This is a genomic window from Streptomyces sp. NPDC008238 (assembly GCF_042956445.1).
Classification (GTDB): domain Bacteria; phylum Actinomycetota; class Actinomycetes; order Streptomycetales; family Streptomycetaceae; genus Actinacidiphila.
Map to the genome: position 1 here is coordinate 1,020,982 of NZ_JBIBGK010000001.1, position 14,499 is coordinate 1,035,480.

The 14,499-nt window shown below is 73.8% G+C and carries 10 protein-coding genes; 8 read left to right on the forward strand and 2 right to left on the reverse strand.

The window, feature by feature from the left end; all coding sequences use genetic code 11:
• Nucleotides 1–86 precede the first annotated feature (86 nt).
• Both ACFZAU_RS04565 and ACFZAU_RS04570 read left to right on the forward strand, forming a co-directional pair.
• Complete coding sequence (locus ACFZAU_RS04565; RefSeq protein ID WP_500551052.1) at nucleotides 87–2,567, forward strand: ThuA domain-containing protein; 2,481 nt, start codon at nucleotides 87–89, stop codon at nucleotides 2,565–2,567.
• Nucleotides 2,564–4,777 carry an OmpL47-type beta-barrel domain-containing protein gene (locus ACFZAU_RS04570; protein WP_500551053.1) on the forward strand — a complete coding sequence of 738 codons (2,214 nt, stop codon included), beginning with the start codon at nucleotides 2,564–2,566 and terminating at the stop codon, nucleotides 4,775–4,777. Before ACFZAU_RS04565 ends, ACFZAU_RS04570 begins: the two co-directional genes overlap by 4 nt.
• Before the next feature lie 33 nt (nucleotides 4,778–4,810).
• Here the strand turns inward: ACFZAU_RS04570 and ACFZAU_RS04575 are convergent, their stop codons facing one another.
• Nucleotides 4,811–4,990, reverse strand: coding sequence for a hypothetical protein (locus tag ACFZAU_RS04575; protein ID WP_500551054.1), 180 nt, complete (start codon nucleotides 4,988–4,990; stop codon nucleotides 4,811–4,813).
• Nucleotides 4,991–5,103: 113 nt separating this feature from the next.
• The gene (locus ACFZAU_RS04580; protein WP_500551055.1) at nucleotides 5,104–7,602 is read right to left on the reverse strand and encodes an ADP-ribosylglycohydrolase family protein; all 2,499 of its coding nucleotides are present in this window, start codon (nucleotides 7,600–7,602) and stop codon (nucleotides 5,104–5,106) included.
• A 123-nt stretch (nucleotides 7,603–7,725) separates the two neighbouring features.
• Between ACFZAU_RS04580 and ACFZAU_RS04585 the strand changes: the two genes are divergently transcribed.
• From ACFZAU_RS04585 to ACFZAU_RS04610, 6 genes are all read left to right on the forward strand, one after another.
• Nucleotides 7,726–8,922: an MFS transporter gene (locus ACFZAU_RS04585; protein WP_500551125.1), complete on the forward strand. Its 1,197-nt coding sequence runs from the start codon at nucleotides 7,726–7,728 to the stop codon at nucleotides 8,920–8,922.
• Between the two features lie 260 nt (nucleotides 8,923–9,182).
• Entirely contained in the window at nucleotides 9,183–9,668 is a 486-nt protein-coding gene (locus tag ACFZAU_RS04590; RefSeq protein ID WP_500551056.1) for an RrF2 family transcriptional regulator, read from the forward strand.
• Between the two features lie 101 nt (nucleotides 9,669–9,769).
• Nucleotides 9,770–10,651, forward strand: a complete 882-nt coding sequence (sigJ, locus tag ACFZAU_RS04595) for an RNA polymerase sigma factor SigJ (RefSeq protein ID WP_499601162.1) — start codon at nucleotides 9,770–9,772, stop codon at nucleotides 10,649–10,651.
• Nucleotides 10,652–10,764: 113 nt separating this feature from the next.
• On the forward strand, nucleotides 10,765–11,223 hold the full coding sequence (locus ACFZAU_RS04600) for a carboxymuconolactone decarboxylase family protein (protein ID WP_500551057.1): 459 nt from the start codon (nucleotides 10,765–10,767) through the stop codon (nucleotides 11,221–11,223).
• Between the two features lie 53 nt (nucleotides 11,224–11,276).
• A complete protein-coding gene (locus ACFZAU_RS04605) occupies nucleotides 11,277–13,442 on the forward strand; it encodes a SpoIIE family protein phosphatase (protein WP_500551058.1) in 2,166 nt (721 codons plus the stop codon).
• A gap of 147 nt (nucleotides 13,443–13,589) precedes the next feature.
• Nucleotides 13,590–14,321 carry a sigma-70 family RNA polymerase sigma factor family protein gene (locus ACFZAU_RS04610; RefSeq protein ID WP_500551059.1) on the forward strand — a complete coding sequence of 244 codons (732 nt, stop codon included), beginning with the start codon at nucleotides 13,590–13,592 and terminating at the stop codon, nucleotides 14,319–14,321.
• Nucleotides 14,322–14,499: the final 178 nt, after the last annotated feature.

Here is a 14,499-nt window from a genome sequence, read left to right on the forward strand (position 1 = left end):
GAGATTCCGTCCATAGCTGTTGGCGGACCGTCAAAAGCCGTCTAGCTTCAGGCGCTGTTGCTGTGACCACGGAGGGTGGGTGAACCATGCACACCGCACCACATCACCGGTCGAGATCCCGGCGCGGCACGGCCGCGGTCCTGGTGGCGGGGACCCTGGCGGCGTCGCTGCTGGGCGGCACCGCGGCAACGGCCAGACCGTATCCGGAGCCTCAGCCGACAACGTTATCCCTGCCGTCCCCACCGGGCGGCGCGAACGTCAAGGTCCTGCTGTTCCACGCCTCGGCCACCGAGGAGTCCCCGACCGTCGACGCGGGCATCGAGGCGATCGAGGCGATCGGCTTGTCCGGGCCGGTCGCGCAGCGCTTCAAGACCGTGGCGACGGACGACGCCTCGGTCTTCACCAACGCCAAGCGCCTGGGCACCTTCAACGCGGTCGTCTTCCTGACCGGGGGCGGCGACGTCCTCGACCCCGAGCAGGAAGCCGGCCTGGAGGCCTACATGGAGGCCGGCGGCGGCTTCCTCGGCATCCACGACGCGGCGCGGACCGAGCCGTACTCCGACTGGTTCGCCGGCCTGATCGGCGCCCGGCCCGCCGCCACCAGCCCGGCCGCCGTCCAGCGCGCCGTCGTCGAGACACCGGACCGCGTCAATCCGGCCACGAAGGACCTGCCGCTGGAGTGGAAGCGGCCCGACAAGTGGCTCAACTGGGCGAGCAACCCGACCGGCACGGTGCACACCGTCGCCAAGGTCAGGGAGAGCAGTTACAAGCCGGGCACCGGCGCCAACGGCGTCGACCACCCGGTCTCCTGGTGCCGTGACTACGACGGCGGCCGGTCCTTCTACACCGGGATGGGCGGTACGGCGGAGTCGTTCGCCGAGACCGACTTCCGCGACCACCTGCGCGGCGCCCTGCAGTGGACCACCCGGCTCTCCCGCGCCGACTGCAAGGCGACCATCGACGCCAACTACAGCGCGGTGAAGGTCACCCAGCCCAACCAGCCAGGGCAGCAGGACCAGATCGGCGAGCCGCACGGCATGGTCGTCGCCCCCGACGGGCGGGTGCTGTACATCGGCCGCGGCGGCGGTGCCAACGGCTCCCCGGTCGTGACCGACTGGAACGACCCCGCCATGGGCAAGGGCCTCGGCCAGGTCCACGTCTACGACCCGGCGACGAAGAAGGTGACCCTCGCGGGCGCCCTGACCGTCTTCGGCAACAAGGGCGGCGGCGACGAACTCACCAAGGTCGAGGAAGGGCTGCTCGGCATCGAACTCGACCCGGCCTTCGAGACCAACGGCTGGGTGTACCTCCACTACACCCCGCACTCCGGCCTCGACCGCGACAAGCACGTCGCGGAGCGGCGCGTCTCCCGCTTCACGCTGGACCTCGCGAGCAACAAGCTCGACCTCGCCTCCGAGAAGGTCCTGCTCAAGTGGCCCGTCCAGGTCCACAGCTGCTGCCACGCGGGCGGCGGCATGGCCTGGGACTCCAAGGGCAACCTGTACGTCGCGACCGGCGACAACAACTCGTCCGGATTCAGCGACGGATACTCCGGCAACAACCCGCAGCCCAACTTCAAGGGCCTGTCCTTCGCCGACGCCCGCCGCACCGCGGGCAACACCAACAACCTCAACGGCAAGATCCTGCGCATCCACCCGGAGCCGGACGGCACCTACACCCTGCCCGAGGGCAACCTCTTCACCGGCAAGGAGCAGGACGAGGGCGGCGGCAAGACTCGCGGCGAGATCTACGTGATGGGTGTGCGCAACCCGGCGCGGATCTCCGTCGACAAGGCCACCGACATCCTCTACGCGGGCTGGGTCGGCCCCGACGCGGGCGCGCCGAGCACGACCTGGGGACCGGCGAAGTACGACACGTTCGCCGCCATCACCAAGGCCGGGAACCACGGCTGGCCGTTCTGCATGGGCAACAAGCAGCCCTACCGCGACCGCAACCTGCCCGACCCGAGCAAGCCGCTCGGCTGGTACGACTGCGACGCCCCCAAGAACGAGTCGCCGAACAACGACGGCCTGGTGAACCTGCCGCCCGTCACCGGCAACACCATCTGGTACTCCCCGCAGGGCGGCGCCCCCGACTTCCCCCGGAACGCCGCCGGGGTCCCCAGCTACAAGAACGAGGAGGCCACCTACCTCCTGCCGTGGCTCAAGGGCGGCGGCCAGGCCACCATGGACGGCCCGGTCTACCGCTACGACGCAGCGACCGCGGGCGACGGCGCGTGGCCGCGGTACTGGGACGGCAAGTGGTTCGTCGGCGACTTCTACGACGCCGACAACCCGCGCCACGCCGTGCTGACCGACCCCAAGACCGTCGGCAAGGGCGGGCTGCCCGTCACCGCCGGGTCGCTGAAGAAGATCATCCCGGTCGGCCAGGGCGGCATCCGCAACCTCATGGACTGGAAGTTCGCGCCGGACGGCTCGCTCTACGTCCTCGACTACGGGCGCGGCTTCTTCACCTCCGACTCCCAGTCCGCGCTCTGGCGCGTGATCTACAAGGGCGGCGCGGCCACTCCCGCCGCGAAGGACCTGGTCAGGAAGGCGGCACAGTGAGACAGCGACCTCTACGCCCACTCGTGGCCCTGCTGGGCGCGCTGCTGTTGGTGCTGGGGCTCACCTCGACCGTCGCGTACGGGCGCACCGACGACCGTGCGGCCGGCGGGACCACGGCCGCCGCGCAGGTGCTCACCTGGACGGCCAGTTCGCGCACCGACCGGTACGCGAGCTTCCCCACGACGGCGGTGGCAGGCCCGGCGACGCTCGTCTTCGAGAACAGCGCGGCGACCGGCAACGACATCGGCATGCCGCACACGCTCACCTTCGACGTGTCGGACCCCGAGTACAACCACGACGTCCCGCTCAACATCCTGGCCAACCCGAACGACGACACCGGCGGCAGGCACACCGCCGAGGTCGTCCTCACCCCCGGCCGCTACCGCTTCTTCTGCAGCATCCCCGGCCACGGCCAGATGCAGGGCATCCTGACGGTGACCGAGGCCGGCGGTGAGGACACCACCGCGCCGGCCACGGCGGCCGAGGTCACGGGCCAGAAGAACGCTGACGGCGCCTACGTGGGCTCCGCCACGGTCACCGTCACCGCGACCGACGACGCGTCCGGCGTGCAGACGGTGGAGTACGCGGTCGGCGAGGACGGCCCGTGGCAGCCCTACACCACGCCCGTCGTCGTGGACCAGGTCGGCTCCCACACCGTCCGCTACCGTGCCGCCGACCAGGCGGGCAACGTCGCGGCCGAGAAGTCCGTCGCCTTCGACGTGGTCGCGCCGCCCACCGACGACACCACCGCGCCGGAGACCTCCGCGACCGTCAGCGGGGAGAAGGACGCCGACGGCAACTACCTGACGATGGCCACGGTCACCGTCACCGCGTCGGACACCGGGTCCGGCGTCAACACCATCGAGTACGCGATCGGGGCCGCCGGCGCCTGGCAGCCGTACACCGCGCCGGTGATGGTGCACCAGGTCGGCTCCCACACCGTCCGCTACCGCGCCACCGACAAGGCGGGCAACGCGGCCGCCGAGAAGTCCGTCGCCTTCACCGTCGTGGCACCGCCCGCCCAGGACACCACCGCGCCGGAGACCTCGGCGACCGTGACCGGCACCAAGAACTCGGGCGGCGCGTACATCACCAGCGCCAAGGTCACCGTCACCGCGACCGACGCGGGCTCCGGGGTGGACCGCGTCGAGTACTCCCTCGACGGCGGCCCGTACCTCGCGTACTCCGCCCCCGTCATCGTCGACCGGATCGGCTCCCACACGCTCGCCTACCGCGCCACGGACAAGGCGGGCAACACCGCGGCGGCCCGGGAGGTGACGTTCACCGTCGCGCAGGGCGGCGGCGTCCCGCCGCCCAACTGCCCGGAGTACGACGAGCGGCTGACCGTCATCGTCGGCACCGTGGACTCGGGCGTGCCGAACCGGCTCACCCGCGACCGCTGCACCATCAACGAGCTGATCGAGGACGAGAAGGACTGGTCCTCGCACGCCCTGTTCCTCAAGCACGTCGACGGCGTGCTCGACCGGCTGCTCGCCGACAACGTCATCGACCAGCGCGAGTTCAACAGGATCACCAAGGCGGCCAAGCAGTCGAAGATCGGCAGGCCCGGCCAGACGAAGGGCTACCGCGACCTGTTCGACGGCACCGAGGCCTCCCTCGCGCAGTGGGAGCAGGTCGGCGGCGGCCGCTTCACCCTCTCCGGCGACGGCGCCATCACCAGCAGCACGACCGTCCCCGGCATGGGCATGCTGTGGTTCCCGGAGCGCAAGTACGGCGACTTCTCGCTCAAGCTCCAGTTCCGCGACGACGCCCCCGGCACGGGCAACGCCAACGGCGGGGTCTTCATCCGCTTCCCGGACGTCCACGACCACCCCGAGGAGTCCCGCCCCGAGTGGGTCGCCATCAACTACGGGCACGAGATCCAGATCCTCGACCGCCCCGACGGCGACATGTACAAGACCGGCTCCGTCTACGGCTTCGACCGCGTGGGCCTCGGCGGCGCCGGCGTCACCCCCAAGGGCACCTGGAACGACTACGAGATCCGCGCCGAGGGCCAGCACTTCACCATCCTGCGCAACGGCGTCGTCATCAACGAGTTCGACAACGTCGGCGGCCAGGTCTTCGCCCCGCCGCGCGCCGGCGACCCGGGCACCGACGGCCGGCGCTACGCCACCGGCTACATCGGCCTCCAGGTCCACAGCACGACGGACGTGATCTCCTACCGCGACATCCGCGTCAAGGAGCTCTGACCCGGCACGACCGCCCGAGCGCCACGCGGGCCCTCACCGCATCTCGCGGTGGGGGCCCGTCGCGCCGCCCGCAGCAGGGACTTCCTGGTCTAGCCACGATTGCCTGTGCTGTTCGACCCGGCTGGTGTCGACCTTGACGCCGTGGGCGCTGAGATACGACCGAGCTCTCAGCGTCAGCCCGGCGGGCACGTCATCGAAGAGGTGAAGGTTCACGACGAGGACGCTACTGGTGCAGCTCTGCGTGCCGCTTCACAGTATCTGCAGCTCAGCCGCCGCCCTGCCTGTGCTTGCTCCGCACCTCGGTGGGAGTGAGGCCGCCTCGGATCTCACGTCGCCGGTTCTCTTCGCCGGCCGTTCGCCGCGGGCGACGAGATCTCCGGTTCGTGGAGGCGGCGGTACGGCGCGACGAGGTCGTGCGCGAGGGCGGCCAGGGCCGGGGCGAGTTCGTGGCGGCCGAGCAGCTCGGCGGGCAGGGCCCCGGCCCCGTGCGCGGCGCCGAGGAAGGCGCCGGTGACGCACGCGACGGAGGCGCCGTCCGGTGCCGCGGCGGCGAAGTGCAGTGCCTCGCGGACCTGGTGACGGTGGGGGAAGGAGGCGGCGCAGTACAGCGCGCCGCGCAGCGCCGAGGGGGCGGTGGCGTCGGGGGCGAGTGCCGCGAGCCGTCGTGGGTCGGCCGGATCGCCGGCGGCCTGCCGGTACGCGGTGCGGAGGTGGCCGGTCCCGTCGGCGTCGCCGAGGGCGTCCAGCCCGGCCCGCAGGGCGATGTGCAGCTGCGACTGCTCGGCGAACAGGGGTTCCTGGAGTTCCGCGGTGCCGGTCAGGCAGTGGTGGAGCAGGACGGTCGCGTGCGCCCCCGCGGGATGGGTGGCGGATTCCCCGGCGGCCGCCGGGGCCGCACCGTGGGCGGCCGCGGCGGCCGCCGGGGCCGCACCGTGGGCGGCCGCGATCACGGCGACCGGGAGCACGGCGGCGAGCAGGCCCGGCTCCTCGCCGTGCGGGGCTGCCCCTTCTCCGTGGGCGAGCCGTACGGCCGACGGGAGGTCACCGGGGGCGCGCACGAAGTTCTCGACGGTGGCACGGGCCAGGCGGGTGCCGGCCTCCGCCCGCAGCGGGCCGCGGTCCGGGAGCGTCCCGCGGGCGGCGCCCAGCGTCTCGCCGAGGGCCAGGCCGAGCAGCAGCCCGCGCACCCGGGGCAACGCGTCCTCCCGTAGTCGCGGACGCTCCCTCCCGGACTCCGGCTCCGGGTCGGTGTCGCCGTCGTCGGCGGTCCCGTCCTCCGCCTCCGGGGCGGGGACGTTCCTTGCGGCCACGGGAGTTGCGGCGGCATCCGTGCCGTACGCGTCGGCCGGGGCCGGCGCCGCGGTCAGGGCCCGTACGGCGTCGCGCAGTCCGGGGTGGGCCGGCGCGGGGGGCCACCACCCGTCCGTCCCGCCGCCGGTGAGATGGCCGTAGACCGCGGCGACGGCGGAGAGCGGGGGCCACGCGGCCGCCGAGTGGAGCAGCACCCTCCTGCCGTCCCCGCGCAGCCGCAGCACCAGCCGGGCGGCCTGGTCCAGCACATAGGCGAGGTTGCCGTCGTCCGCAGGGTCGCCGGAGAGCCACACCCGTAGGTGCTCCACGTCGCCACCCGACGGCACCGGCAGGGTTCCCGGGCGGCCGAGTGACACCACGGCGTCGACCGGGACGGGGACGGTGCCCGGGCCGGGACCGCCCAGGAGCACACCGGGGTCGTGCGGATGCGGAACCGTGCGGCCGGCCGGGAAGCCGGGCGGAGCCGGTGTGGGCGGTGCCGGGGGCCGGCCGTCACCGTCGTCCACGGCCCCCTTCCGCGCGGTGCGGACCGCCAGCCGTACCAGGTCCGGCCCGGTCAGCCCCGGCCAGCCGTGCACGGCACGCTGCCAGTCCTGCGGGACGGCGGAGCAGCCCCAGCGCGCGCCGAGGAGGGCGCCGGCGATCGCGGCGACCGTGTCGGTGTCGTGTCCGGCCCGCACCGCCGCCTCCAGCGCGAGCCGCAGGTGCCCGGCGGGGAAGCGGCCCCGGGCGGGGTCGAGTTCGGGGACGGCGGTACGGGTGATCGCCGACCAGGCCGCCTGCAGCGCCCCGACGACCCAGCCGTTGGCGGCGAAGTGCCGGGGCGGCTCGGCCTCGGCCTCGTCCAGCCGCTTCGCCCACACGTCCCGCCGTCCCGCCGGGAGGAGTCCGAGTCCCTCGCGCACCCCGTCGAAGGTCCCGTGCAGCACGGCGGTGCGGATGCCGGAGCACCACAGGACGCAGGCGTCGGCGCACTCGGGGTCCGGGTGGGTGAGCGCGCCGACCGCGACGGCGGCCCCGGCCATCGCCGCGGCGTCATCGAGATGCGCGAGCGCCACGACCCCGGTGCGCATCAACGAGCCGTTCCCCGCGGTGAGCCGGTGGCCCGCGGCGTAGCGGTGGGCGGCCTCCCGAAGCGCCTCGGCCGGGCTTCCGGGCAGCCGTCCGGCGGCGCCCAGCACCGTACGGGTCTGGGCGCCGACGTCGGTGGCCCCGCCCTCCACCCAGCGCCGGAAGCCGGTGGCGATCGCGTCCAGGGCCTCGGCGCCGCGCAGGTCCGCCCCGGTCGCCGCGACCTGGGCGACGCAGACCTGCATCTGGGTGTCGTCGGAGTACTCACCGGGCCGGTACGGCCCCAGCCCGCCGCCGATCATGCCCGGCCGCTGGTCCTCGCGCAGCGTCTCCGCGAACTCGTACGGCACCCCCAGCGCGTCGCCGACCGCCGCGCCGAGCAGCACCCCGGCCGCGCGGTCGATGCCCTGTGAGTCGAGGCGGAGGCCGGGAGTACGGGTCATGGGGCGAGAGCCTCGCACGTCACCCCGCCTCCCGCCAAGGAGCGCGCGTCCGGTGACCCGGCCCGCCCGGCGGACTCCGTACCCGGGTGATCCGACGGTCCGTCAGCTAGTTTGGGAGGCGTGATCAAGGAAGCCCCCGGGGAAGGCCGTGCGCGCAGCGCGTACGTCGCGGCGGCGGGTGTCTTCGCGGTCGGCATGGCGGGGACCACGCTGCCGACCCCGCTGTACGGCCTCTACCGCGAGCGGATCGGGTTCTCCGAACTGGTCGTCACCGTCGTCTTCGCGGTCTACGCGATCGGGGTGATCGCCGCCCTGCTGGTCGCCGGCGACTTCTCGGACGTCCTCGGCCGCCGGCCGGTGCTGCTGGCCGCGCTCGGGCTGTCGCTGCTGAGCGCGGTGTGCTTCCTGTTCCAGGGCGGCCTGCCGCTGCTGTTCGCCGGACGGTTGTTGTCGGGCTTCTCCGCCGGGCTCCTCAGCGGGGCGGCCACGGCCGTCGTGCTCGAACTGGCCCCACCCGGCCTGCGCGCACGCGCGGGACTCGCGGCCACCGCTGCCAACATGGGCGGCCTCGGGTGCGGCCCGCTGCTGTCGGGAGTGCTCGCCCAGTACGCGCCCTGGCCGCTGCGGCTGCCCTTCCTGGTGCACATCGCCCTGCTGCTGGCCGCGTTCGCCGTCACCCGTGCCCTGCCCGAGACGGTGGCGGTGCGCAGCCCGCGGCCCCCGCTGCGTCCCCAGGGCATGGTCGTGCCGCCGCAGGTGCGCGCGGCCTTCGTACCGGCCGGACTCGCCGCCTTCGCCGGCTTCTCGATGCTCGGGCTGTTCACCGCGGTCGCGCCGAGCTTCCTCGCCCTGACGCTGGGGGAGGACAACCTGGCCGTCACAGGCCTCGTCGTCTTCTCGGTGTTCTGCGCCTCCACGGCGGGCCAGATGCTGATGGGCCGTCTGGGCGTGCGTCGCGCACTGCCGGCCGGGTGCCTGGCGCTCACGGCCGGCATGGCCGTGGTCGCCGCGTCGCTGGTGGTGGAGTCCCTGCCGGTGCTGGTCGTCGGCGCCCTGACCGGTGGCCTCGGCCAGGGTCTGTCGTTCCGCGCGGGCCTGACGGGCGTGAGCGCGGTGGCCCCCGAGGAGCGCCGCGGCGCCACGATCTCGGCCTTCTTCGTCGTCGCCTACGTCGGCATCTCCGTCCCGGTGGTCGGCGTCGGCGCCCTCACCCTCGTACTCGGGCTGCGGGACGCGGGAGTCGCGTTCGCGGTGTACGTGATCCTGGTGTCGGCCGCCGTGGGCGTGTTCCTCCTGCGCCGCCCGCCGCGTACGGGGTGACGCACGGCGGCGCAGGCCTTCGTCCGGTCGCTCACCTCCGTGCGATCGGCCGTACGGACCGGTCGACGCCTCTCGCGACCGTGGTGCTCCCGGGACTGCCCGACGCCTGGGACGCGGTTCTGTCCCAGGACGACGTCGTCCTGAGCCCCGCATGGATCGCCGGCGTCGTGGTCCCGTCCGCCCTGGGTGGGAGCGCTGAGCGCTCCCACCGCGGAGCCGCCGTCTTTGACGTGCGATATCCGGATGTTTAGTATCCAGATATGCGAACGGGCAAAGGTGTCGAGTGGGCGGTGCACACACTGCTCAACCTGGCGTGGCTCGGAGAGGGCGAGCCGGTCCCGACCGCGCGACTGGCCGCGGGTCACGATCTGTCGGCGTCCTACCTGAACAAGCAGCTCCAGCAGCTCGTCAAGGCGGGTCTGCTGGAATCGGTCCCGGGCGCGCGGGGCGGCTTCCGGACGGCCCGCCCGCTGGAGGCCGTGTCGATGCTGGACGTGGTCCTGGCCGTGGAGGGGGACGACCCCCTGTTCCGCTGTGCGGAGATCCGCCGCTGCGGCACCATCGGCGAGCGGGTGCCGGACGGCGGCTTCAGCCGCCCGTGCGCGGTGAACACCGCCATGGGACGGGCCGAGCTGGCCTGGCGGAAGGCGCTGGCCCAGCAGAGCCTCGCCGACGTGCGGGCGGAGGCCGAGGCGCACGCTCCCGCGGTGGGCTCGTACGTGCGCGCCGCGCTCGGGCAGGACTGACCTGCTCGCCCGTGCGGGGGTTCCGCCGCTGTCACGGGCCCCTGATTCAGGACAGATGACATCTCGATTCCACAGGTGGGGGTGAAGGAGGTCCCGTCAGCATGAGTCCCACGCCCACGCCCGGGCCGCCCGCGACGCTCGAGGCCGAGTGGGAGACGCACCGGCCCGCCGTCTTCGGGGTGGCGTACCGCCTGCTGGGAACCGTCGCCGATGCTGAGGACGTGGCCCAGGACGTGTGGCTGCGGGCGGCCGGAGCGGATCTGCGCGCCGTCGTCGATCTGCGGGCCTGGCTGATCACGGTGGCCGCCCGGCGTTCGTACGACATCCTGAAGTCCGCGCGCGTCCGCCGGGAGACCTATGTGGGGCCGTGGCTCCCCGCGCCGTTGCTGACGGGACCGGACGCTTCGGAGCCGGTGCTCGTCGACGAGTCCGTCGGGTCGGCGATGCTCCTGGTCATGGAGGCGCTGACCCCGCCGGAAAGGGTGGCCTTCATCCTCCACGACGTCTTCGGCCTCCCGTTCGCCCGGATCGCCGACGTGCTGGACGCCTCCGGGCCCGCCGCCCGCCAACTCGCCTCCCGGGCACGGCGGAAGGTGGCCGAGGCGAGGCAGTCCACTCCGCAGGCGTCCCGGGCGGAGCGGGAACGGCTGCTCATCGCGTTCCGCGCCGCCTACGAGGCCGGGGACCTGGCGGGCCTGGTGCGGCTGCTCCACCCGGAGGCCGTGTACGTCACCGACGGCGGAGGCAGGGTCGTCACCGCGCGCAAGCTCGTCCACGGCGGCGCCCGTATCGCCCGGCTGATGTTGGGGTTGCTGTCCCGGTGGCGTCCGGAGCGCATCGACCTCGTCGAGGTCGGCGGCGAACCCGCCCTCCTGCACCGCCGCGCGGGCCGGGTCTTCTCGGTTGACACGGTGGAGATCCGGGACGGCCTGATCACCGCGTACCGCAGGGTGGTCAACCCCGACAAGATCGCGCACCTCTGAACTGCAACGTCCTACGGGCGCCCCCGACACGCACCGGACGGAACGCCGTCGTGCGCGGGGCCCGGCCCTGGACGAGGCTTGCCCGACAGAAGACCCCCCAGGAGGAGACACCCATGAGCGAGCAGCAGCGCGTCAACATCGGGAAGCAGGACCCGGCCAGCTACCAGGCGCTTCTCGCCCTGTCCGAGACGGTGCAGGTGAGCGCCGCCGCGGCGGGTCTCGACCCGCTGCTGGTCGAACTGCTGAAGATCCGCACGTCGCAGCTCAACGGCTGCGCGTTCTGCCTGCGGATGCACACCCGCGACGCGCTCAAGAAGGGCGAGGACCCGGACCGCATCGCGGTGCTGCCCGCGTGGGCGGAGGCCGGCTACTTCTCCGCGACCGACCGCGCCGCCCTGCGCCTGACCGAGGCGATCACGCGCGTCGCGGACGGGCACGTGAGCGACGCGGAGTACGAGGCGGCCGCGGCCGTGCTCTCCGCTGACCAGGTCTCGGCGGTCGCCTGGCTGGCGACGGTGATGAACGCCTTCAACCGCGTCGCGATCACCAGCCGCTACCGGGTCGCCGGCTGACCCGGTCACCGGCTCCCGGGCGGCGCCGGCCGGTCCGGACGTACCGTTGAGCCATGCGCGCCACACCGGACGACGGTGCCGCCCGGGCGTACGCGGCGAGCCCCGTCGACGCCGCCGGGCCGGCGCTCCGGGCGGAACTCGACCGGCTGCTCGACCTCGCCGCCCGTGACACGGGCGCCCACGCGGCCGCGCTGTTCCTGCTGGTGCCCGAGGGCGACGCGCTGCGGCTCGAGGCGAGCACGGGCATGCCGGTGGACTTCCTCGCGCCGTGGTTCGGGGTGGGCCTGGCCAGCCACGTGCCCGTGGCCGACGCGGTGCGCGAGCGGCGGCTGGTGTGGCTCGGCAAGCCCCAGGAACTCGCCCGCCGCTACCCGCGCACCGCGATCGCCATGCCGTACCACTTCGCGGTGGCCGCGGCACCGGTCCTCGGCGGCGAGGCACCCAGGGGAGCGCTCCTGCTGTTCTGGCCCTGCTGCGACTCCGCCGAGGTCTCCGGACCCAGCCACCAGCGGGTCGGTGCCGCCTGCCGGCGCCTGGGGCGGTTCCTCCAGGACGCCGCGGACGCCGGGCACCCGGTCACCCCCGCGGCGTACCCGCGCACGCTGTCGCAGCCGCCCGCCCGGGAGCGGGCGCCGGCCGAGACGCTGGCCGCGGCACGGTTCGCCGAACGCCTGCCGGGAGGCAGTTCCACCCTCGACCTCGAGGGCAGGGTCACCTACATCAGCGAGAGCGCTGCGGCCCTGCTCGGCGAGAGCGTCGCGGGTCTCCTCGGCAAACGCCCCTGGGAGGCGATGGCGTGGTCGACCGATCCCGCCTTCGAGGACCGCTTCCGCGCCGCCGTGGTCAGCCGGCAGCCGGAATCCTTCACGGCGATGGTGCCGCCGGACCGGTGGCTCGCCTTCGAGCTCTACCCCGACGCCTCCGGGGTGAGCGTCCGCATCGTCGGCCTCGGCGCCGACCGCGTGCGGAACGCGACGCGCCCCGGCACGGCGGCACCGCGGGGCGCGCCGATCCCGCTGGGCGAGATCTACCAGGTGATGCACCTGGCCGCCGCCCTCTCCGAAGCGGTCGGCGTGGGGGACGTGGTCGACCTGGTCGCGGACGAGCTGCTGCCGACCTTCCGGGCCACGACGCTGGCCCTGGCCCTGTACGAGGACGGCGGCCTGCGGTTCGTGGGCTGCCGGGGCCACAACCCGTGCCCCCTGGAGATCTACACGGGTGCGGTGGTCAACTCCCCGGCCGGGGTCGGGACCCTCGCCGAGGGCGTGCCGGCCTTCTTCGCCACCTTCGAGGAGATGGCCGCCGTCTACCCGCGCGCCTCGCGACGCGAGGGCCTGCAGGCCTGGGCGTACCTGCCGCTGATCGCCTCGGGGCGGCCCGTGGGCCTGTGCGTCCTCGCCTTCGACCGGCCCCACCACTTCTCCGGCAACCAGCGCACCGTGCTGACCGCGCTGGCGGGGCTGGTCGCCCAGGCGCTGGAGCGGGCCCACCTCTACGACACCAGCAAGGAGCTGGCGGAGACCCTGCAGGCGGCCATGCTCCCCGACTCGCTGCCGGACCTCCCGGGACTCGACGTCGCCGCCCGTTACCTGCCCAGCGTCCGCGGCATGGACATCGGCGGCGACTTCTACGACCTGGTCCGCGTCGACGACACCACCGCGGCCGCGATCATCGGCGACGTCCAGGGCCACCACGTCAGGGCCGCCGCGCTCATGGGCAGGATCCGGCCCGCCATCCGCTCCCAGGCCGCCGCGGGGGCGGCACCGGCGGAGGCCCTGCGCCAGGCCAACCGCCAGCTGGTCGAGCTCGACCCCGGCCGCTTCGTCAGCTGCCTGTACGCCCGGCTCGACCTCGCGCACGGCCGGGCCCTCCTGGCCACCGCCGGCCACCTGCCCCCGGTGGTGCTGCACCCGGACGGGAACGCGGAGGTCCTCAGGGTGCAGCCGGGGCTGCTGCTCGGCATCGACCCCGAGGCGGACTACCCCACCACCGAGATCCCGCTGGAGCGGGGCGGCGTCCTCGCCCTCTACACCGACGGGCTGGTCGAGACCCCCGGGGTCGACCTCGACGACGCCATGGCCGGGCTCGCCGCCCGCCTCGCGCGGACGGCTCCCGGGCCCGTCGACCGTCTCGCCACGGACCTGATCGACCAGGCCCGCAGGACCGCCCCGCGCACGGACGACATCGCCCTGCTGCTGATCAAGTGCGCCGCCGCCTGACCTGCGCCGCCGCGTGACCCGCGGGGGCCGTCACACCCGTGCGGGGCGTCTCGTCTCCCTCACGGGACCGGGAGGAAGCCCCCGACTTCTGCGAGGTTGATGCGTGCGGCCGCGTTGTGTGGTGTCGTACGAGAGGGAGGATGCCGCATGGACGTTGCCAGGGACGCGGTGCCGATCGTGGAGCTGCTCGACGAGCGCCGGCATCTGCTGGACGTCGCCCACCGGATGTCGGGCAGCCGCCGCGAGGCGGAGGGCGTGATCGACGAGACCTACCGGCGCTGGTACGCGCTGTCCGACGCCGAGCGTGCGCGGATCACGTCGCCCCGGGCCTGGCTGTCGGCGACCGCCGACGGCATCTGCCGGGGCCGCCCGGCCACGCACGGCGGGGAACGCGTCGCGGGGCCGGCCGTCGCGGGGGCGGGGTACGAAGAGCTCACCGCCGTCGCGCTCCGCCGGCTCCAGGCACGGCGCTCCGGGCCGTCGGCCGCGCTGGAGCACGACGCGGTCGTCCGCGCCGTCGGGGAGGCCTGCCGGGCGGGTGACGCCGCGTCGCTCGCGTCTGCGCTGTCCCCCGACGCCATGGCCGTGTTCGACGGCGGTGGCAAGGTCCGGACGACGGTCCGGTCAGTGCACGGCAGCGAGCAGGTCACCCACAGTCTGCTGACGCTGCTCGGCCCCCACCCGCGCACCACGCTGACCGCCCAGTCCGTGAACAGCCGCACCGGACTCGTGGCGCGCTGCGACCACAGCGTCGCCGCCGTGATCAGCCTCGACGTCAGCGAACACCGGGTGGCCCAGGTCTGGGCCGTGCTCAACCCGGAGAAGCTGCGCCGGTGGAACCGGAGTGCCCCCCTGACCTGGGGTGATCGCCCTAGCTGAAGGTCGTGGACGGTAGCCGGCGCTTGTGGATGCCGTAGTGCCCCTTGGGGCGTATGGTCCGTTTATGGGACCAGAGCGGTGTGGTGGCCGCGGGGCTCAGCGGCACCTACGGACGGCTCGGCGCGCACGGTACCGCCGGTGGCCGTCCCACGCGTCGTCCCGGAACCCAGGCGACGGG

Coding starts and splice junctions, on each gene's coding strand:
- ACFZAU_RS04565 (WP_500551052.1), top strand. CDS start 87: ATGCACACCGCACCACATCACCGGTCGAGATCCCGGCGCGGCACGGCC.
- ACFZAU_RS04580 (WP_500551055.1), bottom strand. CDS start 7,602: ATGACCCGTACTCCCGGCCTCCGCCTCGACTCACAGGGCATCGACCGC.
- ACFZAU_RS04590 (WP_500551056.1), top strand. CDS start 9,183: ATGCGAACGGGCAAAGGTGTCGAGTGGGCGGTGCACACACTGCTCAAC.
- sigJ (WP_499601162.1), top strand. CDS start 9,770: ATGAGTCCCACGCCCACGCCCGGGCCGCCCGCGACGCTCGAGGCCGAG.
- ACFZAU_RS04600 (WP_500551057.1), top strand. CDS start 10,765: ATGAGCGAGCAGCAGCGCGTCAACATCGGGAAGCAGGACCCGGCCAGC.
- ACFZAU_RS04605 (WP_500551058.1), top strand. CDS start 11,277: ATGCGCGCCACACCGGACGACGGTGCCGCCCGGGCGTACGCGGCGAGC.
- ACFZAU_RS04610 (WP_500551059.1), top strand. CDS start 13,590: ATGGACGTTGCCAGGGACGCGGTGCCGATCGTGGAGCTGCTCGACGAG.